19 protein-coding genes are annotated in these 26,039 nt (G+C 71.1%); 4 read left to right on the forward strand and 15 right to left on the reverse strand.

The window, feature by feature from the left end:
* Nucleotides 1-149 precede the first annotated feature (149 nt).
* The gene (locus EST54_RS08260; protein WP_129246561.1) at nucleotides 150-653 is read right to left on the reverse strand and encodes a type III secretion system chaperone family protein; all 504 of its coding nucleotides are present in this window, start codon (nucleotides 651-653) and stop codon (nucleotides 150-152) included.
* Nucleotides 646-2,016 (reverse strand): D-inositol-3-phosphate glycosyltransferase, encoded by a 1,371-nt coding sequence (gene mshA / locus EST54_RS08265; protein ID WP_129246563.1) that lies wholly within the window; start codon nucleotides 2,014-2,016, stop codon nucleotides 646-648. The genes EST54_RS08260 and mshA overlap by 8 nt, the downstream gene beginning before the upstream one ends.
* Nucleotides 2,017-2,268: 252 nt before the next feature.
* On the opposite strand from mshA, the gene EST54_RS08270 reads away from it, so the two are divergent.
* A complete protein-coding gene (locus EST54_RS08270) occupies nucleotides 2,269-3,102 on the forward strand; it encodes a class I SAM-dependent methyltransferase (protein ID WP_129246565.1) in 834 nt (277 codons plus the stop codon).
* Nucleotides 3,103-3,133: 31 nt separating this feature from the next.
* On the opposite strand, the gene EST54_RS08275 is transcribed toward EST54_RS08270, so the two are convergent.
* The 9 genes from EST54_RS08275 to tgmA form a co-directional block, all read right to left on the reverse strand.
* Complete coding sequence (locus EST54_RS08275; protein WP_129246567.1) at nucleotides 3,134-4,024, reverse strand: helix-turn-helix domain-containing protein; 891 nt, start codon at nucleotides 4,022-4,024, stop codon at nucleotides 3,134-3,136.
* A 27-nt stretch (nucleotides 4,025-4,051) separates the two neighbouring features.
* Nucleotides 4,052-5,680 carry a hypothetical protein gene (locus tag EST54_RS08280; protein ID WP_129246569.1) on the reverse strand — a complete coding sequence of 543 codons (1,629 nt, stop codon included), beginning with the start codon at nucleotides 5,678-5,680 and terminating at the stop codon, nucleotides 4,052-4,054.
* Between the two features lie 80 nt (nucleotides 5,681-5,760).
* The gene (locus EST54_RS35270) at nucleotides 5,761-9,201 is read right to left on the reverse strand and encodes a hypothetical protein (RefSeq protein ID WP_239013131.1); all 3,441 of its coding nucleotides are present in this window, start codon (nucleotides 9,199-9,201) and stop codon (nucleotides 5,761-5,763) included.
* A gap of 41 nt (nucleotides 9,202-9,242) precedes the next feature.
* Nucleotides 9,243-11,462: a hypothetical protein gene (locus tag EST54_RS08295; RefSeq protein ID WP_174857411.1), complete on the reverse strand. Its 2,220-nt coding sequence runs from the start codon at nucleotides 11,460-11,462 to the stop codon at nucleotides 9,243-9,245.
* Nucleotides 11,463-11,647: 185 nt separating this feature from the next.
* Complete coding sequence (locus EST54_RS35275) at nucleotides 11,648-14,212, reverse strand: DUF6603 domain-containing protein (RefSeq protein WP_129246573.1); 2,565 nt, start codon at nucleotides 14,210-14,212, stop codon at nucleotides 11,648-11,650.
* 542 nt (nucleotides 14,213-14,754) lie between these two features.
* A complete protein-coding gene (locus EST54_RS08305; RefSeq protein WP_129246575.1) occupies nucleotides 14,755-15,081 on the reverse strand; it encodes a histone-like nucleoid-structuring protein Lsr2 in 327 nt (108 codons plus the stop codon).
* A gap of 100 nt (nucleotides 15,082-15,181) precedes the next feature.
* Nucleotides 15,182-16,351 (reverse strand): ATP-grasp peptide maturase system methyltransferase, encoded by a 1,170-nt coding sequence (tgmC, locus tag EST54_RS08310; RefSeq protein ID WP_129246577.1) that lies wholly within the window; start codon nucleotides 16,349-16,351, stop codon nucleotides 15,182-15,184.
* Complete coding sequence (gene tgmB / locus EST54_RS08315) at nucleotides 16,344-17,324, reverse strand: ATP-grasp ribosomal peptide maturase (protein ID WP_174857412.1); 981 nt, start codon at nucleotides 17,322-17,324, stop codon at nucleotides 16,344-16,346. The genes tgmC and tgmB overlap by 8 nt, the downstream gene beginning before the upstream one ends.
* Nucleotides 17,324-17,587 carry a putative ATP-grasp-modified RiPP gene (gene tgmA / locus EST54_RS08320; RefSeq protein ID WP_174857413.1) on the reverse strand — a complete coding sequence of 88 codons (264 nt, stop codon included), beginning with the start codon at nucleotides 17,585-17,587 and terminating at the stop codon, nucleotides 17,324-17,326. Before tgmA ends, tgmB begins: the two co-directional genes overlap by 1 nt.
* Nucleotides 17,588-18,116: 529 nt before the next feature.
* On the opposite strand from tgmA, the gene EST54_RS08325 reads away from it, so the two are divergent.
* Entirely contained in the window at nucleotides 18,117-18,953 is an 837-nt protein-coding gene (locus EST54_RS08325; RefSeq protein WP_129246579.1) for a helix-turn-helix domain-containing protein, read from the forward strand.
* Entirely contained in the window at nucleotides 18,950-19,147 is a 198-nt protein-coding gene (locus EST54_RS08330; protein ID WP_129246581.1) for a DUF397 domain-containing protein, read from the forward strand. The genes EST54_RS08325 and EST54_RS08330 overlap by 4 nt, the downstream gene beginning before the upstream one ends.
* Nucleotides 19,148-19,232: 85 nt before the next feature.
* Here the strand turns inward: EST54_RS08330 and EST54_RS08335 are convergent, their stop codons facing one another.
* Complete coding sequence (locus EST54_RS08335; protein ID WP_129246583.1) at nucleotides 19,233-20,522, reverse strand: alpha/beta fold hydrolase; 1,290 nt, start codon at nucleotides 20,520-20,522, stop codon at nucleotides 19,233-19,235.
* Nucleotides 20,523-20,633: 111 nt separating this feature from the next.
* On the opposite strand from EST54_RS08335, the gene EST54_RS08340 reads away from it, so the two are divergent.
* Nucleotides 20,634-21,251, forward strand: coding sequence for a TetR/AcrR family transcriptional regulator (locus EST54_RS08340; RefSeq protein WP_129246585.1), 618 nt, complete (start codon nucleotides 20,634-20,636; stop codon nucleotides 21,249-21,251).
* 45 nt (nucleotides 21,252-21,296) lie between these two features.
* Here EST54_RS08340 and EST54_RS08345 read toward each other — a convergent pair whose 3' ends face one another.
* The 3 genes from EST54_RS08345 to EST54_RS08355 are packed head-to-tail and all read right to left on the reverse strand — an operon-like array spanning nucleotide 21,297 to nucleotide 25,354.
* Nucleotides 21,297-21,725 carry an NUDIX hydrolase gene (locus tag EST54_RS08345; protein WP_129246587.1) on the reverse strand — a complete coding sequence of 143 codons (429 nt, stop codon included), beginning with the start codon at nucleotides 21,723-21,725 and terminating at the stop codon, nucleotides 21,297-21,299.
* Between the two features lie 22 nt (nucleotides 21,726-21,747).
* Entirely contained in the window at nucleotides 21,748-23,109 is a 1,362-nt protein-coding gene (locus tag EST54_RS08350; RefSeq protein ID WP_129246588.1) for a CHAD domain-containing protein, read from the reverse strand.
* Nucleotides 23,072-25,354 carry an RNA degradosome polyphosphate kinase gene (locus tag EST54_RS08355; RefSeq protein ID WP_129246590.1) on the reverse strand — a complete coding sequence of 761 codons (2,283 nt, stop codon included), beginning with the start codon at nucleotides 25,352-25,354 and terminating at the stop codon, nucleotides 23,072-23,074. The genes EST54_RS08350 and EST54_RS08355 overlap by 38 nt, the downstream gene beginning before the upstream one ends.
* Nucleotides 25,355-26,039 lie beyond the last annotated feature (685 nt).

Genomic DNA, 26,039 nt, shown 5'->3' on the forward strand with positions numbered 1-26,039 from the left:
GGACCGGGAGCCGTGAGGGTTTCTCGGTAGCGGGAGTATGGGGCGTGGAATATCCCGCCCCATACTTCTCGTTTTCCGGCCTCCGGATACTTCTCGTTTTCAGTCCGCCGACCGTCCGCGCCTTTCACCCTGCCGACCGTCCGCGCCTTTCAGCCCGCCGGCCGTCCGCGCCCCTGGGTCAGATGCGCGAAGGCGTCCAGGTTGCGGGTGGATTCGCCGCGGGAGACCCGCCACTTGTACTCCTTGCGGATGGCGGTGGCGAAGCCCATTTCGAGCAGGGTGTTGAAGCTGCCGTCGGCGTTTTCCAGGACGGTGCCGAGGATGCGGTCGAGCTCGTCGGGGGTGACGGCGGCGAGCGGGAGTTTGCCGACGAGGTAGATGTCGCCGAGCTTGTCGATGGCGTAACCGACGCCGTACAGGCGGGTGTTGCGCTCCAGCAGCCAGCGGTGCACGGCGTCGTGGTTCTCGTCGGGGTGGCGGACGACGAAGGCGTTGATGGAGAGGGAGTGCTTGCCGACGATGAGCGAGCAGGTCGTGGAGAGCTTGCGGGTGCCGGGGAGTTTGACGACATAGGTGCCGTCGGTGGGGCTCTCCCATTCCAGGCCGGCGTCGTCCAGAGTCGCCTCGATCACCTGTCGCGCGTCGTCAGCCATGGGGTGATCGTAGGTGACGGCGCCGCTCCTGCATCGCGGCGGTGTACACCTCGGCGGTCGCCGCGGCGGCCGTGTCCCAGCCGAACGACTGGGCGTGGTGGGCGGCGTCGGTGCCCATCCGGGCGGGCAGGGCCGGGTCCGCGACGAAACGGCCCAGTGCGCGGGCGTAGTCGGCTGGGTCGTGGCCGGCGACGAGGAAGCCGCTGACGCCGTCGCGCACGGCCACCGGCAGACCGCCGACCGCGGCCGCGACGACCGGGGTGCCACATGCCTGGGCCTCGATGGCGACCAGCCCGAAGGACTCGCTGTACGAGGGCATGACCAGCACGGATGCGGCGCGATACCAGTCGGCGAGCTGCTCCTGGCCGACCGGCGGGCGGAACTGCACCAGATCGGCGATGCCGAGCCGGGCGGCCAGCTTCTGCAGGCCCTCGGGCCTGGCCAGCCCGCTGCCGCTGGGGCCGCCCACGACGGGCACCACCAGGCGGGAGCGCAGCGAGGGGTCCTCGTTCACCAGGGCGGCGACCGCCCGCAGCAGGATGTCGGGGGCCTTCAGCGGCTGTATGCGGCCGGCGAAGAGCGGGATGACCGCGTCCTGCGGCAGGCCGAGACGGGCCCGGGCCGCGGCCCTGCTCTCGGCGACCGCACCGCCGGTGGGCCGGAAGCGGTCGAGGTTGACACCGGGGTGGACCACCGCGACCTTGTCGGGCTCGGCCTCGTAATGCCGTACGAGCTCGTCCGACTCCTCGGCGGTGTTGGCTATCAGCCGGTCCGCGGCGCGCACGATCTGCGTCTCGCCGATGACCCGGGCGGCGGGCTCGGGGGTGTCACCGGCGGCGAGGGCGGCGTTCTTGACCTTGGCCATGGTGTGCATGGCGTGCACCAGCGGGGCGCCCCAGCGTTCGGCGGCCAGCCAGCCGACATGGCCGGACAGCCAGTAGTGGGAGTGGACCAGGTCGTAATGGCCGGGGCGCTGGCCGGCCCAGGCCTGCATCACGCCATGGGTGAAGGCACACAGCTGCGCGGGCAGCTCCTCCTTGGCCAGGCCCTCGTACGGACCGGCGTCCACATGCCGTACGAGGACGCCGGGGGCGAGTTCGACGGCGGGCGGGAGGGTGCCGGTGGTGGCGCGGGTGAAGATCTCCACCTCGATGTTGATCGAGGCGAGCTTCCTGGCCAGCTCGACGATGTAGACGTTCATGCCGCCGGCGTCGCCGGTACCGGGCTGGTGCAGCGGGGAGGTGTGGACGCTGAGCATGGCCACCCGGCGCGGGCGGCGGGGGGCGCCGGGCAGGCGCAGCCGGGCCTGGCCCGGGAACTGGCCATGGGGACGGCTGCGGAGCCGGGACACGTATGGGCTCACGTCGAGCTACCTCCTAGGCGGGGCGGGCGGCACGCCTCCGACCCCGTCCAACAACAGACCCCGGTCATCCATTTCCGTCCGACGCCCTCCACCCACACTTTGCCAAAGCGTGACCAAGGGTGAGCCGGAGGTACCGCGGGGCGGTTCGTCGGAAGGGCCCGGCCGGCCCGGCACCTCGGTGGGCGGCCTGCCGCAGTGGCCGGCGGTACCGCGGCGGCGGTCTGCTCCCGGCCACCCCATACTCTCGACGGCATGGCCCGCCGCCCCTCCGTCCTCGCCGCCCCGGCCTCCGCACCGTCCCGACCCGTCGGAAACGCCACCCGCGGGACCACCAACCCCAACCGTCTGCGCCGCATGGACCGCTGGATAGCGGCCGAACACGGTGCCGCGCTGCGCCGCGCCGCCGACCCCGTGGCGGTCGACCTGGGCTACGGCGCGGCGCCCTGGACCGCGGTCGAGCTGCTCGGGCGGCTGCGTACGGTCCGGCCGGACGCCCGGGTCGTCGGCATCGAGATAGATCCGGCGCGGGTCGAGGCCGCCCGGTCCTACGAGCGGCCGGGGCTGGACTTCGTCCACGGCGGCTTCGAGGTGCCGCTGCCGGGCCCGCGCGCCGGGGCACCGGTCCTCATACGGGCGGCGAATGTGCTGCGGCAGTACGACGAGGACGAGGTGGCCGCCGTGTGGCGGCGGCTGTGCGCGCGGCTGGCCCCCGGCGGGCTGCTGGTCGAGGGCACCTGCGACGAGATCGGACGGCGGCACGTCTGGGTGGCGCTGGGCCCCGAGGGGCCGCGCACGGTCACCTTCGCCACCCGGCTCGGCTCCCTGCGGACACCCTCTGACCTGGCCGAACGCCTCCCGAAGGCGCTGATACACCGCAATGTCCCGGGCGAAGCGGTGCATGCCTTCCTCCGGGACTTCGACCGCGCCTGGGCCACGGCCGCCCCGCTGGGCGCGCTGGGCGCCCGCCAGCGGTGGCGCGCGGCCGTCCAGGCCCTGGCCACGGACTGGCCGCTGGCCGGCGACCCCCGGCGCCGCCGCCAGGGCGAGGTCACGGTGCGGTGGGAGGCTCTGGCCCCCAGGCGCTGAGCGCCCCGCGGCAGCCAGCCGTCCGCCGCAGCTACCCGTCCGCCCCCGCGGCCGCCATGGCCCGCTGCTCCTCCGCCACCCGCGCCCCGAGCTCCCGCAGCCGGCGCTCCGTCTCCGACCCGCGCGGGGCCGTGTACGTCACCAGTGCCTGGTCGGGATCGGTGCTCAGCCGGAAGCTCTCGAAGGTGATCACGAGCTCGCCGACGTGCGGATGCAGGAGGCGCTTGGTGCCGCGCAGGCACTCGTACACCGTCTGGGTCTCCCAGAGCCGCCGGAAGTCCGCGCTGTGGTCGAGGAGTTCATTGACCACCGCACAGATCCGCGGGTCGTCGGGGTGCCGGCCGCTGTCGGCACGCAGATTGCCGACCACCTCCACGGCCTTCGCCTCCCAGTCCGGGTGCAGGGCCCGCGCCACCGGGTCGAGGAAGACCAGCAGCGCGGTGTTCCGCCGGTCCGGGGCGAGCGCCTCCAGGTCGAAGGCGAAGCGGCCGCCGAGCGTGTTCCAGGCCAGGATGTCCAGACCGCGGCCGATGACCATGGCCGGGACCGTGGTCTCCATCGCGTCCAGCAGCTGCCGGATCTCCGGGCGCACGGTCTGCGTGGGGCCGGAGGCGGGACGACAGTCGTCCGGGCCCGGGCGCCGGGGCACGGCGACGTTGCGCAGATACGTCACCTCGCCGCCGGACAGCCGCAGCGCCCGGGCGATGGCGTCCAGGACGGAGTCGGAGATGGCGTGCGCCCGGCCCTGTTCGATCCGGGTGTAGTAGTCGACGCTGATGCCGGCGAGCTGGGCGACCTCCTCGCGCCGCAGCCCGCGCACCCGGCGCCGGCCCACCCCGCCGGGCAGGCCGAGCTCGGCCGGGTCGAGCGCCGCGCGGCGCGCCTTGAGGAACGAGCCGATCTCGATTTCCGCGTACAGCATCGCTCCAGTATGCGTCGCGCGGCCCCGTCACCCTTCCGACGGCTCCCCGCCGGCGTCCGCGGTGAAGGTCTCGAAGGCCTCTTCCTCGGCCGTTTCGTCCTGCTCCGGCAAATCGGCAGCCGCCACCTGCGTCAGGTTGGGACCGCCGCCGAGCGGGGTCCAGTACACGGAGAAGTAGCCGTTCCCAGTGCCATTGGGGAGCTTGGTGTTGTTGAGGGACACCTTGACGGTGCCGCCCTTTGCGACGGGAACGGACATCTGGCTCGTCGCCGACGGCGAACCGCTGAACGTCACTTGCGGTACGGAGATGGTATGTGTCACGCCGGCGGTGGTCGCCTGCGCGGCGAAGTAGGCGTTGAGCTCTCGCCAGCCGGTGTTGGACGTGAAGGACAGACACACCAGGACGACGGTGAGGAATCCGGCACCATCCGCCCGGTACGTGGTTTCTCGAAAACCGGACGAGATGTAGTTGGCATGGAGCCTCTGTGAGCTGTTCTTGAAGATGCCGACGGTTCCGTAGGCGTTGAGGTTTGTTCCCGCGGCGGTGTCGAGGCGGCCCGTCTTGAGCCAGAGATATCCGTCGGCCCCGGGATCGACGGTGAGGTTCTTGGTGGTGGTGGCGCCGTTGAGCTGGGTGGTGCCGGCGACGGTGAATTTGCTCAGGACATTGACCTCGCGGCCCTCGGTGGAGAGCGTCAGCCGGCCCCCGATCGCGAGCGACCCGTAGGAACCGCTGCCTTCGATGGTCCGGACGTGCAGGGTGTTTGCGGTATTGACCGTGAGGTCCTTGGTGGTGGTGGCGCCGTTGAGGCTGGTGGTGCCGCCGACGGTGAGGTTCTTGGTCGTGGTGGCGCCGTTGAGTTGGGTGGTGCCGTGGACGGTGAGGTTGCCGATCTCCAGGTCCGGCTTGATGACGGATACCTGGGCGGACAGGATCCGCACCACGGGGTTCGAGGCATCGCCGGTGGTACCCCGCAGATAGAACGTGGTGTCCGACTTCACGTTGGTGATCTTCTTGCTGCTGTCCTTGGTGACATCCAGGTTGGTGTCGCCGTAGAGCAGTTCATAGGTGGCGTTGGCGGAGCGCTCCCAGGTCAGAGTGACCTCGCCGCCGTTGTTGATGATGAGGGGCGTGCAGATGAGGTTGCGCAGGTAGAAGTCCGCGGGGAATTTGCCCACGTGGAATGTGGTGGCCCGGGACTGGAAAGCGCTCGATCCGGTGCGGGAACTCTCGGTGACGGTGATCGGCGACGTGCCGACCTTCCGGTTGACCGGGATCTCGGAGAGCTGGATGGTGAATCCGGTCTCCGGCCCGATCGGCGTATGGCCGGCCGACGGGGAGAAGACGAATTCCTTCGCGGCGGAGTCCAGCCGGGCCGTCCAGCCGGACAGGCTGATCCGCGCGGTGACCTTGGCCAGGTCCGTGGCGAGGTCCGGCGACATCGGGCCGGCCGGGACCTTGACCTTGATCCATTGCACATCCGCCGGCGTACCGCTGTGTCGTGACCCGACGATCTGGAGCTCTCCCGTCTCCTCCGGCGCCTGGGGATTCTCCGGCGAGGCCTTCAACGGGTCCGGGCTGGTGGTGACGGTGTACGCCAGCAGGGGTTCGTTGGCGGTGGTGTCTACGGTGCGGGTCGGGGAAACCAGGCTCATCGGGTGCTCCTTCAACCGTCAGGGACCGCGCCGTCCGCTGCCGAGGAGAGGAGCGGCGCGGCCTGAGTGGTGATGCGGTCTCAGCGGTCGGTGCGGCTGTGCGCGGCGGCGTCGTCGAGGGTGAGGAAGCCGGAGCGGAGTTCGGGTTCGGCGAGCGGGAGGTCGTACTGGTCCTGGCTGAGGATCGGGAGTTTCTCCCAGGCGTCGCCGCGCTTCTCGGTCCAGGTCCAGTTGCCGACGACTCCTGCCGGGGTGGGCATGAGCACGGTTTCCACGACCTCGTCCTCAGCCCCCCGCAGTCCGGTGGTGGCGGCCAGCAGCGGTCCGGTACGGAAGTTCACCGACATCCGCGCGATGGCTTGGTCGGTGAACTCCTGGGGGACGAAGACGCGCTTGGTGGCGAGGATGTCGGTGGTGGCGTGCACGGCGGCGCGCGGATCCAGGAGGACGGTGGCGACGGCGGTGCGGTGGTCGCCGAAGTTCAGGTGCAGGCTGGGGTTGTCGCCGATCGGCCGCAGGTATCCGCCGCTGCCACCGGCCGGGTCGATCACCGTCTCGAAGTGGTCGTAGTCGTCGTCGAGGACGTATCCGACCAGGCCGTCGTCGGCCTGCGCGGCCTCGCCGAGGCGGATCGCCCAGGGGTAGTCCGGCAGTTCCGGCTCCGGCGGGTCGAACAGGGCCTGCCAGCTGACATCGGTGCGCAGCGGGCCGCGCAGGTCCATGGTCAGACGGGTGCGGACCAGGGCGAGCGGACGGCCCAGGAAGAAGCCCAGGCCCGGGTCGGCGGGGCCGTCCGGGTCGATGGTCTCCAGGGTGCGGTCGACCGTGTCGCGGAACGCGTCGAAGGTCTGCGGGCCGCGGCTCCGGACCGCGTTCAGCAGGTCATACGTGTGCCGTGAGCGGGCCCGCAGCTGGTCGAAGTCGGCCACGTCCGAGCCGGGCAGAGGTGACCAGGAGACCTCGTGCTGTCCGGAGTCATTCAGCGTGACGCGCAGTTCGCCGAGTGCGGCGCCGTCGGGCGCGTACACGACCAGGGACTCGTCGAGGCGGTTGTGCAGCAGCCACGCGCAGACCGGGTTGGCGCCCGGGTTCAGGTCGGCCTCGTCGTCCGCGGTGGCGGACAGGAAGTCGAAGCGCAGCCGGGCGGGCTGGAGCAGTCGCGGGCCGAGTTCGACGAGGCGGTCGCTGTCGTAGCCGCTGACCGGGTGGGCCGGTCGCATGGTGCGGGACATCTCGGGCCGGAAGTGGCTCGGGTCGCCGATCAGGTTGACCGCGCGGCCGAACCGGTCGACGACGGCCAGGTCGAGGAAGGCCAGCTGGCCGGCGCGCAGTTCCTGGAACGTCGAGGGAGGCCACTCGTCCCAGTCGCTGGCGGGCAGACCGCCGGGGTCCGGTGGCGGGTAGTCGCCGTTGCCGATGAGCGCGGCGGTGTCCCCGGCGGGCTGGAGGCCGGCGAGGGGTTGGCGTTGGGCGAGGGCGGCGCCGAATCCGTCGAGGGTCTGGGAGAGCAGGTCGCGTTCTCGTGCGCCGGCGCGCAGCCGGCGCATCGTGTCGGCGGGGAGGCCGGTGCGGAGTCGGGCGTAGCCGTCAAGGTCGCCGTCGAGGGCGTGCCCGGCGGTGGGAGCGAGCAGTTGCCGTCCGGAGACGACCAGGGGGGTTCCGGGTTCGCCGGTGCCCTGCCATTGGTAGCGGGAGCGTTCGATGAACGCCCAGTGGTCGGTGTCGCCTTCGCGGAACGGCAGCGGGAAGTACTCGGCCTTCCACAGCAGGTACAGCGGCTGCCACGGCATGCGCCAGGCGGTGGTGCCGTATTCGGGCAGGGTGCCGGTGACATTGCTGATCGCGCCGGTCTTCAGAGCCCGGTCGAGGATGAGGAACTCGCTGAGCAGGGCCGGGAAGCAGGCGGGCTGGTGGGTGAGGTCGATCTGGCGGGCGACGGCGGCGACGTCGGCGGTGGTGATGCCCGAGGCGCGGGTGACCAGTCGCTCGGGGGTGCGGCACGGCAGGGGTGCGCCGCGGGTGAGTGGGGCGTGGAGGTGGGCGCCGTCGAGGGCGAGGACCGGGTCGGCGGAGTAGTCGTAGTCCTGGGCGGGGACGCGGATCAGCCGACGGGCGGCGCGCGGCCCGTGGTCGGGGTAGAGCGCGGCCGTGCTCGCGGCCAGGTCCGCTTCGGTCTTGCCCCAGGGCAACGTGCGGCGCTGTTCGGCGAGCCGGCGGGCGAGGGCGGTGACCTGGCCGGCGGCGCCCTCGGCGTACTCAAGATCGAGTTCGTCGTCGATCCGGTCGCGGAACTCGTCGGACTGCCGCGGCAGTTGGCTGAGCCACCACAGGTGGTAGAGGCGTTCCCGGGCGGCGTCGAGAGCGGCTTCGGTGGCATCGTGCTCGGCCTGTTTGCGGTTGAGTTCGGCGACGGTGGCCGCCTCTTCCGCGCGGGCGGCCGCTGGGGTGGGAGCGCGGCCGGGGTCGTCACCGCGTTCCCCGATGAACCAGCGATAGCCGCCCGGGACCGGGCCGAAGCCGGTGTCGTGGGCGCGGCGGTCGGTGAGGATGTCGGCCTCGGGACGGTCGCGTTCGTCGAGGGCGTCGATGCCGCCGAGGAGGAAGGCGCGGAACAGCTCCGCCTCCTCGGCGGAGAAGGCTCCTTCACCGTCGGCCTGGGTGCCCAGTTCGGCGGCTGCCTCGGCGATGCTGTTGGCGACGATGGGGGTGACGTCCTCCCGGTGGGGGCAGTCGGATTCCGGGACCGGGCCGGTGAGGTCCCAGTCCAGGCCGAGCACGGTTCCGGTGTAGACGGAGGTGCGGATGCCGCTGCCGGAACCGGGGGGTTTGGTCCACTGCAAGCGGTCCAGGAGGGCCGTGAGGTCGTCGGTGCCGGCGAGGATGTCGCTGTCCGGATCGGCGTACCAGCCGGCGACGAAGTAGCTCAGCCGCTCCGTGTCCGCTACCCCCTCCAGCGTGTCGTGCAGGGAGAACACGTTCGTGTTGTACGGCTGGAAGACGGAGAAGGTGAGCAGACCGGGGCCGATCGCGGTGAGGAAGGGCGCGTGCGGGGTGGCCGGTTCGCGCCAGGGGCCGGTGAGTTCGTGGCACTTGCCGATCAGCGTGGCGGCCGGTTCGGCACTGTCCGGGTCCTGAAAGGAGACGGTGCCGTCCATCGGGTCGAGGTAGTCGCTCTCGACGACCCATGCCGTCAGGGCGCGGGTGGTGTCGGTGTGGCGGACCACGAGCCACCGGTTGGGGACGAGCGGGAAGTCGCCGACGCCTTCCTCCTCGTCGTGCCGGCCGCGGGTGAGCGCGGCGGGAAGCTCCCACTGGAGGTAGACGCCGAGCCGGTCCTCGCGGCCGGTCCATTCCTCGGGACTGGAGAAGGGCTCCGGCTCGGGCGGAACGCCGTCGCCGATGTCCTTGTAGTTGGTGATCCAGCGGTTGATCACGTGCTCGTTGCCGGTGTCGCGGGTCTGCCGGTTGACGGCCAGGGCGGCGACCTCGACCGGTACGACCAGGGTGGTGTCCACGGACATGGTCCGGTGGGTCCTTTCGTTCGTCGCTCAGCGGGTGGCGGTCACGGCCGGGAGAAGGTCTGCACCTGCGGGGCGTTGATCAACTGCAGGGCGAACTGCGCGGACGAAATCCGCGCCACCCCGTGCGCCGCGGACAGGGCGGGCACCAGGGCGTCGCCGCTGCCGTGGACGTTGAGGACATCGCGGCCGCCGGGGCGCAGAAAGCGGCGGAAGCGGCTGTCATCCGCCGGCGGCGGTGGCGGGAACTCACCCTTGGGGTAGCCGATGCAGTCTCCGCTGATCTCACGGAGTTCGATGGTGCCGACGTCACCGATGCCGAAGCAGATGCCGCGCGGCGGTTCGGCCAGCTCGAAGCGGTCGATCAGCCGCGGGTAGAGCAGCAGTTGGGTGTCGGTGCCGTAGACGGCGCTGCGCAGCGGTTCGACGGCCGTGCTGCCGGAGTAGGCGGTGACGATGGTCCGGGGCCAGTTGGGGACCAGTTCGGAGTGCAGCAGCACCGCGCAGGCCGGGACCGGTCCGCCGGTGGTGGCCAGTTTGTTGAGGTCGGCGTCCAGCGCGTGGCCGACGCCGATGCTGAGGGCCCCGTCCACGGCGGCCCGGATCCAGCAGGGGTCGGCGTAGGCGAAACGGATGCTCTCCGGCGGGAGGGCCCGGCCGTCGGGGACCAGGTGCTCCAGGCCGAGCATCTCCAGCCGTCGGAGCCGGTCGAGCCAGGCGGTCACGGTCCGGAACTCGTCCGCGGCGGCGCGGGTCAGGGCCTCGGCAACGCCCGGCTCGGCGAGCAGCGCCCGCGGATCCGCGGAGGTGCGGCGGGCGCCGGTGGCGACGGACCGGCGCCGGCCGGCCCGCAGATCCGGCCCGGCTCCGTCCACCGCCCGGGTGAAGCGGGCGCCGTCGTCGTCCAGCAGCATCCGGTCGAAGGCTTCGAACGCCAGCGGCGCGGTGAGCTCACGGGCCGATACGGTCCTGCCGGCCAGCTGGGGGTGTGACGCCAGGCGGCGCACGGCAGTGCGGGCGGCGGACCGGAACTCCATCAGCGCGCTACGGAACCCGTCATCGGCCAGCGCGAGCAGCCGTCCGGCGGTGAAGGCGGCGGCGTAGGCGGTGTCGAAGACGCCGTACTCCTCCAGGTAGATCAGTGCTTCGCCGGGGGATGTGAGCCGGATCTCTTCCGGGTCGGGCAACTCGTGGGTGGGCTGGGCGGTGAGCGGGCCGCGGTGGAAGGCGACGGTGCGCTCCCCGGTCTCCAGGCGCTGCGGCAGGGCGACGGCACCCTGGGCCATCCGGTCGAGGGCCTCGCGCTGCGGAGCCGTCGGCCTCTGGGGTGCGGCGGCCGGCACGCGCAGCCGCAGCTCGGCCTCGGGGCGCGGGGTGTCGCCGTCGGTGGTGGCCAGGTGCTGGCACACGTCACCGAAGCCGGTACCGGAGTCCGGCTCGCTGGTGAAGGTCCAGCTGGTGAGGGAGGTCAGACGAACGCCTTCGGCCGGAGCCGGGCCGGTCAGGTACGGGGCGAAGCCTTCGAGGGAGACCAGGTGCAGGACGTGCCGACCACCGGTGGCGGCGGGGAACCGGTTCGCGACGACGATCGCGTTGAGTTCCTTCTCGTCCGGTTCCGGGTCGTCCCCCGCGCGCGTGGCGTCGGGCGGGCCGCCCTCCCGGACGTGGGCGAGGTAGCCCATCTCCACCGGCAGCGGTGCCACCGCGTCGAAGAGCGCCGCGGGGACCAGGACCGTCGCGCAGTGCTCGTCGTACTCGTCGGGCCGCATGCTCTCCGGTGGCAGGACGGGGGTCTTGCCGGGGCCCAGTTGGCCGTCGAGGTACTCCCGTACGGTCCCGGCGGTGACGATGCCGACGGCGTCGCGGTCCTCGGGGAGTTCGTCCTCCCGGAACAGGAGCAGCGCCAGCCAGGGGACTTCGTCCGGGTGGCCGGAGCCCAGCGGGCGGTTCCACGGCAGGGCGGGCGCGTCGAGGTTGAGGTGCGGAAGGGTCTGGCTGTAGGTGCCGACGGCGTCGGGCACGGGGAAGCGGGCGTTGATGCCGGCCGGGCTGATGCTGAAGCGGGGCTGGACGACGTCGAACGGCTGCGGCGTGGCGTCGATGACGCGGTCGGCGCCGTCGACGGCCCGGAGGATCTGCCGGTTGTCGAGCTGGTACCGGCCGGCGTAGAGGGAGGGGATGCGGTGGTCGAAGAACCGGGTGCGGTGCTGGGCGGTGGGTGTGCTGGTGCGGGGCCGGGGGCCGGAATCGGGGGTGGTGGTCACGGGCGTGCCTTTCGACAGGACGCAGTGGTGGAAGGCGCCGTGGCAGGCGCGGGCAGAGAGCCGGGGTGGCGGGCGCCGGCAGAGAGCCGAAGTGGCGGGCGTGGACGGAGAGATGCGGCCCCCGGGCCGGCCCGCGGGGTGCGCGCGGGCCGGCGGGGCGGTGACCGGCCGCTCGGACCGGCGGATCAGCCGGCCGGTACCAGCATCGGTTCGGCGATGAAGGCGGTGCCCGCGGCCTGGGCGTACCCGCTCAGGTCGTTGTCGAGGGAGCCGGGACCGGCACCGAGGGAGGTGAGCGCGTCGGCCAGGGCGTCGCGGTTGCTCCGCGTGCCGGCCGTGTCGATACCGTCCTTGATCTTGCCGATGACCCCGCCGGGGCGTCGCGGCGCGCGACCCGCCGGGCCCTCGCCCGCGGACAACGGCTGGTTGCCGTCGGGGGTGATGGGGTCGAAGGAAATCCCCTTCTCATCGATGAATCCGGTGGAGGTGCCATGGTCCACCGGTGGCGACACCAGCCGGACTCCGAGAATCCGCTCGGGGATCAGCCCCTCGCCGGGTGCGTCCGGCTCTTCGCCCCACAGGCCGTTGGGCACATTGCCGCGAAGGACCGTACGGTCCCAGTCCGTCAGGCTCGGGCTGTGCTCACCGCCGTAGTAGGTGAGCCAGACGCGCAGCTCGCTCTCCCGGTCCCTGAGCTGCATCGGGAGGATGTCCAGCTTGTCGTCGCTCTCGACCGGTGTGGTGCTGTCGCGGTCCAGGAACAGCCTGCTGACCGGCGCCGAGGTGTCGGCGGTGAAGGTGAAACCGCCGCTGTCGACGAGCCACGGCTTGGTCGCGCCGCGGGTGGCCGGGGCGCCCTCACCGGTGTAGCCGGTGACCGGGGTGGTGCGGACCATGTTCTCGGGCGGGGGCAGCATGCCCTGGAAGCCGCCCCAGCCCAGGGCGGGTTCCCCGCTGCGGCGGCCGGCCCCGAAGCCGATGGTGAAGGAGATGAACCACAGGTGGACGGTGGCCTCGCCGCCGACCGCGGGTCCCCATACCCGCAGGCTGACCCCGACCTCGATGGAGATCCTGATCTTGACGAACCACACCTTGATGGTGGCGGAGACCCCGACCCTGATCCCGAGGCCCACATCGAAGTAGAAGGGGTTCCACTCCAGCAGGGCGTCGAACCGGGCGCTGAGCCAGGCGCGCAACATCCCCGACTGGAAGGTCACGTCCAGTCCGCCGCCGGCCATCAGCGACTTCGGGGTGAACGCGGCGTACGCGCTGCCGGTGATGTTGACCGTGGAGCCGACGCCCCAGGTGATGCCGGCGGGCTGCTGTTTCGGGTAGCGGGCGGGCAGCTCCAGTCCGCGCGGCAGCGCACCGAGCATCAGCGCGAAGTCACCGGCGTGCTCGTGCTCCCCGAACCAGAACTTCATCCCCACGCCGCCGCGCAGCTTGCAGTTCGGGTCGATGAGGAAGGTCTTCTCGGTGAAGCCCGCGCTGATGCTCAGCTCCCCCGCGGTGGGCCGCAGCGTGGCCTCGATGCCGATCTCCACCCGGGCGATCTTCTTGTCGCTCTTGGTGGGCAGCTGGGCGCCGGCCACCCCGAGCAGACTGATCGTCAGGTCCGAACCGGTCTGCACCAGCGCCATCGCGTGGCCGCGCAGGGTCTCGAAGCAGTCGAAGGCCAGACCGGCGGCGAACCACAGATCGCCCTCCTGCGGCCGCACCCACGGAGTGGAGCCGCCGATCAGTTCGCTCAGCACCTTGAGCGGATCGACCTCCTCGTCATCGGCGCCGATCTCGCCCGGGTTGTCGAGGGCGATCAGGAACGGGAAGCTCCCCAGCGCGTCGGCCGACGGCACCCGCACCCGGCTGTTCCAGCCGAACCCGGCGGAGATGCCGCGCACCTGGAACAGCGGCGGGCCGAACCCGGTCTCGCTGCCCAGCGATCCGTACGCGAACAGGGACGGCCGGGCCCCGCTGCCGTCGGGCACCACGTACGCCCCCATGGCGGAGCCGTTGAAGGCCCCGGTGTCCACCAGCAGCACCCCGCCGACCACGGTCTTGTACGGAGGGGAGGTCGGCAGCGCGGTCAGCGCGCCGGCGATCCGCAGCGGCGGGTTCACATAGTCGACGCTCAGGCCGTTCGCACCGCCGGGCGTACCGATCGGCGACCAGCCGCGTACCGTCGGGGAGTCGAGAAGGCGCACGCCCTGGCGGCGGCGCACCGGAGGGCGCGGGGTCAGGATGCCGTGTTCGGTGAGCAACGCCCGTGGGACGCGGTCCCGTTCGCGCTCGGCAGTGGTCCGCAGGCGGACCGGGGGCAGCGGCCGGCCCAGGCCGTCCAGCCGTTCGGGGTCGGCCTGCGGTGTCGGGCGCCGGCCGGTCAGCGGAAGGAAGCGGCCGTCGCTCACCACCCAGGCACCGGGGAGCAGTTCGGCGCCGGCCGGGGCGCCCTCGACGAGCATCAGCGCACGGCCTCCGCCCAGGTCGGCGGCGGCCAGTACTCCGGTCACCAGCTCGCCCTCGCCGGTGAACTCCATGCGTACGGGCACCGGGACCGGGGACGCGGTGGTGACGGTCCGTCCGGTGATCCATAGCTCCTTGGCGTCACACATCGCGCCGTCGACGCACAGCACACTGCCGTCGAACACCAGGCTCACGGCGCCGTCGCCCAGAAAGGATGCCGGGATGTCGACGGCCGTACCCGGCGCCGCCTGCTCAAAGATTTCCCGGATGTCGCCCACACGTACCGTCACAGCTTCCAGCCCCCGAACCACGCAGAAGGGATAGACACACCAGACACGGCTCAGCGGCAGGAAAGTCGCATACCCGGCGCGGATCCTCGCCCACTGTGTCCGGCGTGCGGGGCGTGGCACAACCATGCCCGCCCGAGTTGGCCGGAAGCCCCCTCAGGCGGCGTGAAATCACCGAACGTGAGCGAATGGTGACGGAACGTTTCGGTGGGGAAGGGTGGCCCTGCACTCGCCACGATGGCGCCCGGGACCGCACCACTCCCCCTCCCCGGGAGGGGAGGGGCAGCCGGTCACCAGCCTTTCCCGGACCCCGGAGAAAGATGGCTTCTTGATTGTCCCATTTAATTCTCCGGTCACCGCGGAGACAGGATCCCGCGATATGGGGCTCGATTGCGGCCGAATCCGGTGAACCGCGGACCGGCCGGACCCGCCTTGGGACGAGGGGGACCGACCCCTTTTTTCGAGGAGCGGCCGACTCAATCATGTGGGGGTGCCCGCCGAGGCCCCGACAGCGGCGGCCCCGGCGGTTTTTCCGCCTTTCCCGGCTATTTCTTGGCCTTCCCGTAGGCCTCACGAATGGAGGCGGGCACCCGGCCGCGATCGCTGACCTCGTACCCCTTCGACTTCGCCCAGGCCCTGATGGCGGCGGTGTCCTCCGTGCTCGGCGCCGCCTGCCGCGGCTTGCGGGACTTACGTGTCCGGCGGCCCACCCGCGTGAACGGCGCGACGGCCTCCAGCAGCTTGTCGTAGCTGTCCGGACCCAGGTCGATCTCGTAAGTGACGCCGTCAAGAGACAAGGTGTGGGTGGTGACCTCGGCGGCCTCTTCACCCGTCAGGTCATCCGCGTAGATGGTGATTACTTTCTGTGCCATGGGGCGATTTTACGTCCCCCGCACGAAATCACCGCATCACGGTTCCGGTAGGCCAGATACGGATCCGCGCGGAGGATATTAGGCAGTTGGGTGGCATCGCTCAGGCGACATGGTGTTGCCAGATGAGCAACGGGTTGTCCTCGATCCAGTACGTGTGGGACCGGTCCGTGATGTGGAGCCGTACGGCGGAAATGTCGGGGCTTCCCGCGTCCCGCCACGCGGTCAGATCCCGTTCGATGACGTCCCACAGAGCCACGGGGCCGCCCTGGCGGACCGTCCAGGCATCGCCGGCAGCGGTGAACTCGGCAAAGGACTCGCGTTCGGGATCATAGAGGTACAGGAGCTGGGCGCCTTCGCGCGTCGCAGCGCGGACGAACCGTGCACCCGGCGCAGCGAGCTGGGCGAGGAAGGCAGGCATCCACTCTTCCAGCAGGGTGGGCGGGAACTCTGCCTGTCGCTCGGTGTCGGCGTAGGCCGTGCGGGCGGACAGATCCCCGGAGACCGGTGGTGCGGCCTGAGATCGTGCCTGCATGAAGGAGGAACGGCCGGTGATCCTTCCCTCGGCAGTGCCGTCCTCGCCCACGACGACGCGGGCCAGACCCGTGCCGTGGCCCCAGGCGCCGCCGACAGTGGCCAGGACGATGCCACCCGGCTTGGTCTGCCTGATCCAGGTGTAGGGGATACGGCGGACAGCACAGGTGGCGATGACACGGTCGTACGGGGCGCGGCGGGGGTGGCCGAGGAGTCCGTCACCGGTCACGGTCCACGTCTCGAACCCGGCCGTCTCCAACGCGGCGTCCGCGCGGGCCGACACGGCGGGGTCGACTTCCACCGTCGTCACATTGTCTTCGCCGAGTCGGTGACACATCAGGGCCGAGGAGTAACCGGTACCGGTGCCGATCTCCAGCACACGGTGTGCGGCTTCGACCTCCAAGCGCTCGACCATGTCCACCACGGTGAACGGGGTGGTGGATGACGACGTGGGCGAGCCCGTTACGAGATCACCGACCTGGTCGGCGGTCAGGTGTCCGTCGAGCTGTGTGGTCAGGGACCGGTCGCTGTAGACGATCTTTGCCCACTCGGCCGGATCGGACCCGACTGCGGTAACCGGCCGCCACCGCCCACCCTCCACGGGCAGGAACACTCCAGGGTGAAGGAACAGCTCACGTGGTACGGCCTCCACCGCGGCTCGCCATTCAGGAGTGGTGAGGACTCCGGACTTCTCCAGTCGATCGGCGAGGGCACGCCGCTCCAGCGCGGTATCAGTCATGGGTTTTCCCTTGCGTCAGCAGGTCAGCGAATGCGGCGGACATGTCGAGTCCGGTCCGTCCCTCCAGCCACCCCCATTGGCCGTTCGGATTCAGCTCCAGCCACCAGTAGTCCCCCTCCTGGTCCATGGCGAGGTCAAAGCTCCCGGATACCAACCCGAAGTGATCCAGGTGGGCCAGAAGTGCCGTGTTCATGCGGGCGGGCAGGTCCATCGGGGCGTAGGAGAGCGCGGAGTAGTCCTTGCGCCAGTCCAGAAGGCCGGAATCGATGCGTACGGCGAACACCTGGCGGCCGACCACCAGCACCCGCACGTCGGCGACCTTGTTCACGCGGGCCTGGAACAGGTGCGGTGCCACGCGCACGCTGTCATCGATCTCGGCAGCCGTGACCGGGTCCGCCCATCCCGTCACCGGGACTCCGTCCCGCTCGTACGGGGTCCACCGCAGCGTCTTGTAGATCACCTGGCCGTGGGCGGCAATGAACTCCCTTGCTTCGCTCGGATCGTTGGCCACGAGCGTGGGCGGCACGGTGAAGCCGAGCCGCTGGGCGACGGCAAGTTGTGCGGGCTTGTAGTCGGCAGCGGCATTGTGGAGCGGGTGATTGACCCACAACGGGCCGTCGAGAGCGCAGTCGAGAGCGTAGAGCGTGCCTCCGAGCCCGTAGCGAACCTGCGCAGCCGCGAACCGCGCATCGTCATCACTCAGGTCGGGGAACGTGGGCCAATGGGGGCGGCGCCAGTACACCGCCCGTACGTGAGTCAGGTCAGCGGTTCTCGACGGGGTGCGCACCCGCCCGGCCACGGGGGCCGGGCGGGTACCGAACCGGGCCGAGACCGTCAGGCCCGCACCGATGTCGGAGGGGTTGACCCTGACCACCGGCACATTTCGCCGGTTGAGTTCGGTGATCACCATGTCGGCAGTGACATCGTCCGCCTCGGTGACCACGAGAACCGGCCTCTCCTCGGTCACGGTCATCAGTCCTGCGTGCTGTCCTGGTCGTGGCCTTGGTCGTGCTGCGAGTCCGAATTCGTGGTCGTGGAGGTCTCGGTACCGGAGCTGGTGCCGTGCTTGCCCATCTCGACCACGTTGCCGGCACGGTCGCGGAAGACGCCGAGCTGCGTGGCGGGGTCGATGGCGACCGTGGCGTGCGGGCGGCGAACGGTGGTCGGGTACGGCGCGAGCCGACCGGCACCCCATGGGCGAGTGATGGTCTCGGTCCTGTCGGTGAGCGCGATCATTGCGCGATCTCCCTTCTCTTGTGGGTCCCGGCCCGGTTGGGCTCGGGGACGGCCTGTCTCCGGGGAATGCACTGCTCCCCTCTCCACCGGCACTCCGTCGTGCTGGGGATGCCGCCGCAGCAACACGCGGCAGTCAACGGCCTTCGTCTTGTCACCGCTCCGTTCGGCATCCGCCAATTCGGCCCGCAGCGCCCGGCACTTGGCACAGCTCACAGCGACCGCCCCAGTGGCCCGTACTGCTGCCACCGCGCGTAGTCCTGATGCATCCGTGCGCGAAGGTGCGTCAACGCCTCGCTGTCGTTGTCGGCGGTCCGCTCGTGCTCCGGGGGGTCGCCGGCTCCGGCTGTTGCGCCTGCCGGATCGCCCGCGTCGGTGCGGTGCCGAGCAGTACGGCCTTCGGGGGGAGTGCGCTTCCCGGACAACGTCCGCTCCTCTCTGTAGTCATTCCACTACCGGCGCGGTTCAGCGTGACCTAGAGTCAAAAGCTGTTCAACCTGTCAGAGGAGGAGGAAGCGTTGGTGAAAGCCCGTTGAATCGCAAGGAGTTGACGCCGGACCATAGCCCTCGCGAAGCGTTCGGAGCCCGTTTACGCAGCTCCCGGGAAGCACGCGGCTGGACGCAAGATGAGCTTGCCGAGCGGCTGGGGTACTCCAGTACGCACGTGTCAGCGGTCGAAACTGGTCGGAAGCCCCCGACTTTGCGCTTTTCGCGCAGTGCCGACCGCGCGTTCGGCACCGAAGGCACCGTGGACACCTTCGAGCGTCAGTGGCGCGAGATCCGGCACGGCAGCCTGTTGGAGGGTTTCCCGGAGTACGTCGGCCACGAGGGCCGGGCAGCGGAGATCCGGCTGTACGAAGTGGGCGTCATTCCGGGCCTGTTGCAGACCCCGGAGTATGCGTCCGTACTCGCCGGAAGCGCCGTCAAGCGCGGAGCGATCACGCCCGAGCAGGCGGACGAGCGCGTGTCGCTCGTCGCGGAGCGGCAAGCGAGGCTTGTCCGTACGCCCCCACCGCTGGTGTTCGTGGTGCTGGATGAGAGCTGCCTCCGTCGGCCCATCGGCGGACCGGCCGTCATGGAAGCCCAGTTGGCGCGGTTGGTCGAGTTCGCCGAGCTGCCGAACACCGTGCTTCATGTCGCCCCGTTCGACATGGGGGAGCGCCCATCGTTCCGCCTGCCGATCACCGTGCTGACGCTGCCCGACCGTTCACTCATGTCGTACGCGGAGTCGTCGCAACGGGGCCATCTTGAGCGGGAAAGTACCTCGGTGCTCCCGATACTGACGGCCTACCATCAGCTACAGGCCGACGCCCCCTCGCAAGCGGCATCAGTGGCCATGATCAATCAGCTACGAAAGGGCACCCCGTGACCGAATCCCTCCGATGGATCAAATCCTCGTACAGCGACAACGGCGGACAGTGCATCGAGTGGGCACCGGAGCACGCGAACACCCATGGTGCCGTTCCCGTGAGGGACAGCAAGAACCCTCAGGGGCCTGCTCTCCTCTTCCCTGCCCCGCAGTGGAGCCACTTCGTGGAGTACGCCAGGAAGCAGTCCGTCTGACCCCGACACGCACAGCCGAGGGCTCTCCCCACGTATCCCGGGGAGGGCCCTCGTGACGCCTCAGGGGCGAGGTCGCAGTGCCGCGTCACTTGTGGGCGCGGAGGAAGGCGGGGATCTCGTCGCGGGTCGGGTAGTTCGGCAGGGGTGCGGGCTTGTCCTGGAGGAATGCGGTGACGACGGCGACGGCTCGCTCGCTGTTGTCGTCGAGGCCGTTCCACATGTGGTGTCCGACGCCGGGCATGTACTGCGTGCGCCGGATGGCGGGGTCACCGGCGAGGACGGCGGTCTCCCATTGACGGACCTGGGAGGAGCACTCGGCGATCATCAGCATCGCGGGGGTCCGGGAGTGCCGCAGCCGCGGGGCGAGGGAGGGCGAGTCCGTGACCGTCTGCTGGACGCGGAGGCTGGCGGCGGGGCTGAAGGAGAAGTTCTGTGCGGTGTCCTCGACGGGAATGCGGTGCGCGTCGCGTGCGCAGTAGGCGGATGCGGTGTCGCTGCCGAGGTCGGCGGCGGTGAACGCGTTGTCGCCCTCGGCCTGTCCGATCAGCCCGTTGTCGGGGGTGAGGAGCCCGAGGCGCATGAGGCCGAAGGCGGCGGCGTACCGGGGGGTGCTTGTCGAGCGCGGTCCGGTCATGGTCGGCGCGAGGCCGCGCGCGGATTCTCGGCCCTTGTGCCCGGCGAGGTGCGCGGTGGGGCCGTCCATCGGGCCGGGCTCGGCGATGATCGCCCGGTGCAGGCGCGCGGCGACGCGCGGGTCGGCCAGAGCTCGGGTGAGTACGGCCCCGCCCGAGGAGAATCCGAGGATGTCGGGCCTGCCCTTGCCCAGGCGGTCGACGAAGGCGGCGAGGTCGCGGACCGACCTGGAGATCGTGTACTGGCCCATGGGGAGCAGGTCGCTTCGTCCGCCGCCGGCCTGTTCGTAGGTGTAGACGTCGTAGCCCTGTCGTGCCAGGAGCTGAAGGAACCGGTGGTCGAGCACCGAAATGGCGCGGACCGGCCCGCCGTTGAGGTACACCAGCGGAATGGGGTGCCGGGTGCCGGCGTGCGCGGGCGGGTAGTGGTAGACCGCGACTCGGCTGCCGGTGGCCAGCCGCCAGTGCTGCGTGGCGACGAAGGGCAGGGCGGGCGGGTACCGCCGTGTCGTGGGCACGGTCGGGAGGCAGACCGACGCGGTCACTGCCGCCGCGACGACCACCGGCAGGAACGGCACGAGCCGCCCCGGCCAGGTACGGCGCCGCCCCCGCCACAGTGCGGCAACTGTCGCGATTCCCAGGGTGGTCAGCCCTGCGGGGAGCCCCGAGCCCGCCCCGTCCGTGAGGACGAGGAGTGCCAGGAAGAGGACGACCGGCCCCGCGAGGGCGGCAAGGACCACCATCAGGCGACGAGCCCAGCGGACGGCACGTATGACGGACCTCGGCACGAGTACCCCCAGTAGTTTCAGAACACTGTTTCAAAACGACGTTATCAAAGAAGGTAGGCTGTGCGCGTGGGTAGGCCGAGAACGAACGACGAGACCGTCAAAGAGCGGCTGGTGACGTGCGCGACCGAGATGCTCGCCACCCGTCCGCGGGAGTCGGTCACGGTCCGGTCCCTGGCTGCCGGCGCCGGGACGTCAACGACCGCGGTGTACTCGCTGTTCGGTGGCAAGGACGAGCTGATCCGCGAGGTACGCAACCGAGCCGTCGCCGGCCTGTTCCAGGACCTGTCGGCAGTGCCGGCCTCCGCGGAGCCCCTCGCCGACCTCTACGCACTGGCCGCCGCGTACCGTCGATGGGGACGCGAACACCAGCACCTCTACACCGTGTTGTTCGGTGGGGTGCAATCCTTCGACCCGTCGGGCGCGGTCGGTGCCGGCGACCCCATCGGGCCGCTGCTCTCGGCGATCGATCGCGGCGTGACGGAGTCCGTCCTCGCCGGCGAGGCGACGTCCATCGCGCTGTCGCTCTGGGTGACCCTGCACGGTGTGGTGACGCTCGAACTGGCCGGAGCCCTCGACGCCGCCACGGCCGAGGCCACCTTCCGGTCGACGATTCACGCGACGCTGCGCGGCTGGACGACCCCCGCGGTGTTCCGCAGCCTCCGCCGCGCCGACCCCGCGCCGTAACAGCGGTGCGGCCGCCTTCCGTTCAGGCAGTCGAGGGTCTGCCGCTCAGCCGTCCCGCCGCCCGAGCGTGGCGAGAAGGGCGGGGATCAGTTCCCGGTCCCTGTCCCAGGTGAGTCGTTCCCGAGCCGCCTCGGGGGACAGCCAGTCGACCGCGCTGACCTCGTCGTTCGGCTCGAACGTGCCGCTGATGGCATCCGCTGCCCAGTACTGCACGACCTTCGGGCGGCCCTGCGCGTCGGTGTAGTACGCCGAGGGGAGTTCGGCCCCCAGCCGGCACGTCATGCCCGTCTCTTCCTTGACCTCACGTACCGCGGCGCTCCGGAAGGTCTCCCCACTCTTCAGCTTGCCTTTGGGCCATGACCAGTCCGACCACTTGGGCCGGAAGACCACGGCCAGTTCGATGCCGTCCGCGGAGGCAGAGCGACGCCACAGCACACAGCCCGCCGCCTGTACCGGCGGCTGCGCGACGGTCACGTCCTCATCCCCTTCCGCCCGGTCACGGCATCCCTCCGGAGACGTCGCCCGTCCCCGCGCCCGGCCGCTCCCCCGCGCGCGGCAGCCACACCCGGCCGAAGGCGAAGCGGGCCGCCTCCACCTCGTGCCGCTGGTCGGCGTGCAGCACGCCGAGGGCGTACGCGGTGGCCGGGGCGATGCGGGGGGTACGAGCCGCGGCGGCGGCCGCGGCGGCGGCCTCCGCCGCGTCGCGGTGCCACTCCAGCGCCCGGCCCGCTTCCGCCAGCCGGTGATCGGCGTACTCCGGCGCGAGCACCTCCTGGGCGTAGCGGCTCATCCGCACGAGCATCCGGACCTGGTGCCAGGGCGCGTCCTGGCGCTGGTCGGCGGCGAGCGCGGCGGCGTTGTACGGGTAGCCGGCGCGGGACAGCGGCAGCGCGGCCACCGCCTCCACCAGCCGCCGGTACGCCTGGTCGGCGAGCGGCGGCAGCGCCTCGGCGGCGGGCTGTTCGGCGTTCTTGCCGGCCAGTGGGGCCTCGGAGGCGAGCACCGCCACGGAGTCGGCGACGGCGTGGAAACGGGAGGAGCCCAGGGCCTGGAGCGCGGCGGAGTGGGCGCGGGTGCGGGCGAGGGTGAGCTGGCGGTCGAGCAGCGCGCCGGCCCGCGCCGCACCGGCCGCCAGTGCGCCGTCGGGGTCGGTCTCGGTGGCGGCAGCGGCGGACGGGGAGGCGGCCGCCGCGGTGGAGCGGCTCGGTGCCGGACGGTCCCGCCGGCTTCCCCGGGGGTCCCGCTTCTCGCGGGTCGCCTGGTCCCCCCGGTCGTCCGGGCCGCCGCGGTCGGGCCGCTCGGGCCGTTCCCCCCGGCCCGTCAGCCGCTGCAGTGCCGCCATCAGCCGGTCGCGGCGGGCCTCGCAGGCCTGTTCGCGGGCCAGGGCGCCGGACAGCCAGCCGAGTTCGGAGCGGAGCTGGTCGGCCCAGGCCTCGTCGGTCAGCGGCCGGTAGGTGTGCAGGGTGGCGCTGATCCGGCGGGCGGCGCGGCGCAGCAGGCGGGCCGCGTCGCCGGCGCCCTCGGCGTCCGAACCGCTCTCGCGGTGCAGCCGCAGGCTGCGCAGGAAGTCCGCGGCCTGCTGGTGCAGATAGCCGGCGAGGACCTCCTCGGCCGTGCGGGCGGTGAGCCCGGTGCCGAGGTCGGGCCCGGCGCGGGTGCCGTCGTCCCCGAGGCCGTAGGTCATCAGCGGTCCCTGGGAGGTGCCATGGGGGCTGCCGTCTTCCGCATAGGGTCCGTCCATCACTGCGGAGCGGGCTCCGGGCGCCCCGCCGCGCTCGTATCCGGTGCCGATAAGACCCGCCGGCCCTCCGGTCTGCTGGTCATGTCGCTGGGCCACGCCGGCGCCTCCGGGCGTCAATGAGCATTTCTTGTATGTTGCGCAGCGGCGCGCCGTCCGCGTCCGCCGCGTGCCGGGTCCAGTCGCCGTCCGGGCCCAGGTGCCAGGAGGACGTGGAGTCCGACGTCCCGGTCTCCAGCAGCCGGTTGAGTGCGGCGCGGTGTGCCGGGTCGGCGACCCGTACCAGTGCTTCGATCCGCCGGTCGAGATTGCGGTGCATCATGTCGGCGCTGCCCAGCCACACTTCGGGCTCCCCGCCGTTGCCGAACGCGAAGATCCGGGAGTGTTCCAGGAAGCGGCCGAGGATGCTGCGGACGCGGATGTTCTCGCTCAGGCCGGGGACTCCCGGGCGCAGCGCGCAGATGCCGCGTACCAGGATGTCGACCGGCACGCCGGCTTGCGAGGCGCGGTAGAGCGCGTCGATGACGGCCTCGTCGACCATCGAGTTGACCTTGATGCGGACGTAGGCCGGCCGGCCCGCGCGCTGCTGGGCGATCTCCTTGGTGATGCGCTGTATCAGGCCGTCCCGCAGGGACTTGGGCGCGACCAGGAGGCGGCGGTAGGTCTCCCGGCGGGAGTAGCCGGAGAGCCGGTTGAACAGATCCGAGAGGTCGGCGCCCACCTGCGGGTCGGCGGTCAGCAGCCCCAGATCCTCGTAGAGCCGGGCCGTCTTGGGGTGGTAATTGCCGGTCCCCACATGGGAATAGCGGCGCAGCATCTCGCCTTCCTGGCGGACGACGAGCGAGAGCTTGCAGTGCGTCTTGAGGCCGACCAGGCCGTAGACGACGTGGCAGCCGGACTCCTCCAGCTTCCGCGCCCACTTGATGTTGGCCTGTTCGTCGAAGCGGGCCTTGATCTCGACCAGGACGAGGACCTGCTTGCCGGATTCCGCGGCGTCTATCAGGGCGTCGACGATCGGGGAGTCGCCGGAGGTGCGGTAGAGCGTCTGCTTGATCGCGAGGACGTCCGGGTCGGCCGCGGCCTGCTCCAGGAACGCCTGCACGGAGGTGGAGAAGGAGTCGTAGGGGTGGTGCAGCAGGACGTCGCGGGCGCGCAGCGCGGCGAAGATGTCCGGGGCGGAGGCCGACTCCACCTCGGCGAGGTCGCGGTGGGTGCCGGCCACGAACTTGGGGTACTTCAGCTCGGGCCGGTCCAGCGCGCCGATCCCGAAGAGCCCGGTGAGGTCCAGCGGGCCGGGCAACGGGTAGACCTCGGCGTCGGAGATCTTCAGCTCCTGGACGAGCAGATCGAGCACGCCCGGGTCGATGGACTCCTCGACCTCCAGACGGACCGGCGGGCCGAAGCGCCGCCGCATCAGCTCCTTCTCCAGGGCCTGGAGGAGGTTCTCCGCGTCGTCCTCCTCGACCTCCAGGTCTTCGTTGCGGGTGACCCGGAACATGTGGTGGGCGCGCACCTCCATCCCCGGGAACAGCTCCTCCAGGTGGGCGGCGATGACGTCCTCGATGGGGACGTAGCGCTGCGGGGAGGCCTCCAGGAAACGGGAGAGCAGCGGCGGCACCTTGACCCGCGCGAAGTGGTCGTGGCCGCTGACCGGGTTGCGTACGACGACGGCCAGATTCAGCGAGAGGCCGGAGATGTACGGGAAGGGGTGCGCGGGGTCCACGGCCAGCGGGGTGAGCACCGGGAAGATCTGCTGACGGAAGAGGGTGAACAGGCGGGCCTGCTCCTTCTCGGTCAGCTCGGGCCAGCGGATCAGATGGATGCCCTGGTCGGCGAGCTCGGGGGCGATGTCCTGCTGGAAGCAGGCGGCATGCCGGGCCATGAGCTCGCGCGAGCGGGTCCAGATCAGATCCAGCACCTCACGGGGCTGGAGTCCGGACGCGGAGCGGGTGGCGACGCCGGTGGCTATCCGTCGCTTGAGTCCGGCGACCCGGACCATGAAGAACTCGTCCAGGTTGCTGGCGAAAATCGCAAGGAAGTTGGCCCGTTCGAGGAGAGGGGTGGCCGGGTCCTCGGCCAGCTCCAGCACCCGCTCGTTGAAGCCCAGCCAGCTGCGCTCGCGGTCCAGGAACCGGTCGCCGGGCAGTTCCTCGCCGTCCACGCCCACCACACCGCGGTCCTCGTACGCATCGGGATCGGCGTCGAGGTCGGGCTCCAGCCCGGGCACCGTCCCGCGGACCGCCTGCGGGCGGTGCGCGGCGATGGAGCCCACGGACGGCTGGGCCGCGGGGGCCGCGGCCTTGGGGGGCTTCGGGGTGGACGTCTCGGGCTGGACCTGTGCCTGAGCGCCGGGCTGCTGGTTCATGACCTTATTCTTCCGCGTCCCCGGGGTTCCAGGCGCGTCAGGAAGGAGTGGCGGCGCGACATGGAGCCTGGGAGTCGGGGCGTTCGGCACAGCGGGCTGCATTCAGTGATGCTCGCAAGCAACATTGAATCGCCGGTAACGCGGATATGGCGGCCAGGCAAGCGGGGTGCTACTCCCCGGGGTATTCCGGGTGCGCCGGGTGTGCCGGGCACAGGCCGCCGGGGGTGTCCGTGTGCGCCCGTGACTCTGTGTGTGTACGCCCGTTCCGGTGCCGTCGGCCGGGGCCTGGGCGGTGCGTACGGGCCGGCGGCGCCCGGAATCCGGACCCCGGCGCCGGGCTCTGCGGTGCCGCGCGCCCTGGGTGTCTGCCCCGACGCAGCCGTTTTCACACGCCCGATTATAGACGGGAAATAGCCCACCCTTTTTGATCAAGCGGCGGCGCACGGGAATGAGGTGCGAGCCTCTCGATTTCCCCGTCCATTACGTAGGCAGTTTCCTGCTTTCTTGCCTGCGCGCATTCTCCGGCCGCGGACGAGAAGGCGTGGCGGGCGCCGGAAATCCGGCCCGCGGAGCGCGCGGGGCGGCGCTCGGTGCCTTACGGGCGGCCGCTCCCCCGCCGCCCCGTCCGGCACGAGGCACACCGAACAGGTCACCGCCTTCCGGCATTTGACCGCCGGGCCGCCTC

This window comes from Streptomyces sioyaensis, from assembly GCF_004122735.1.
Lineage (GTDB): Bacteria > Actinomycetota > Actinomycetes > Streptomycetales > Streptomycetaceae > Streptomyces > Streptomyces sioyaensis.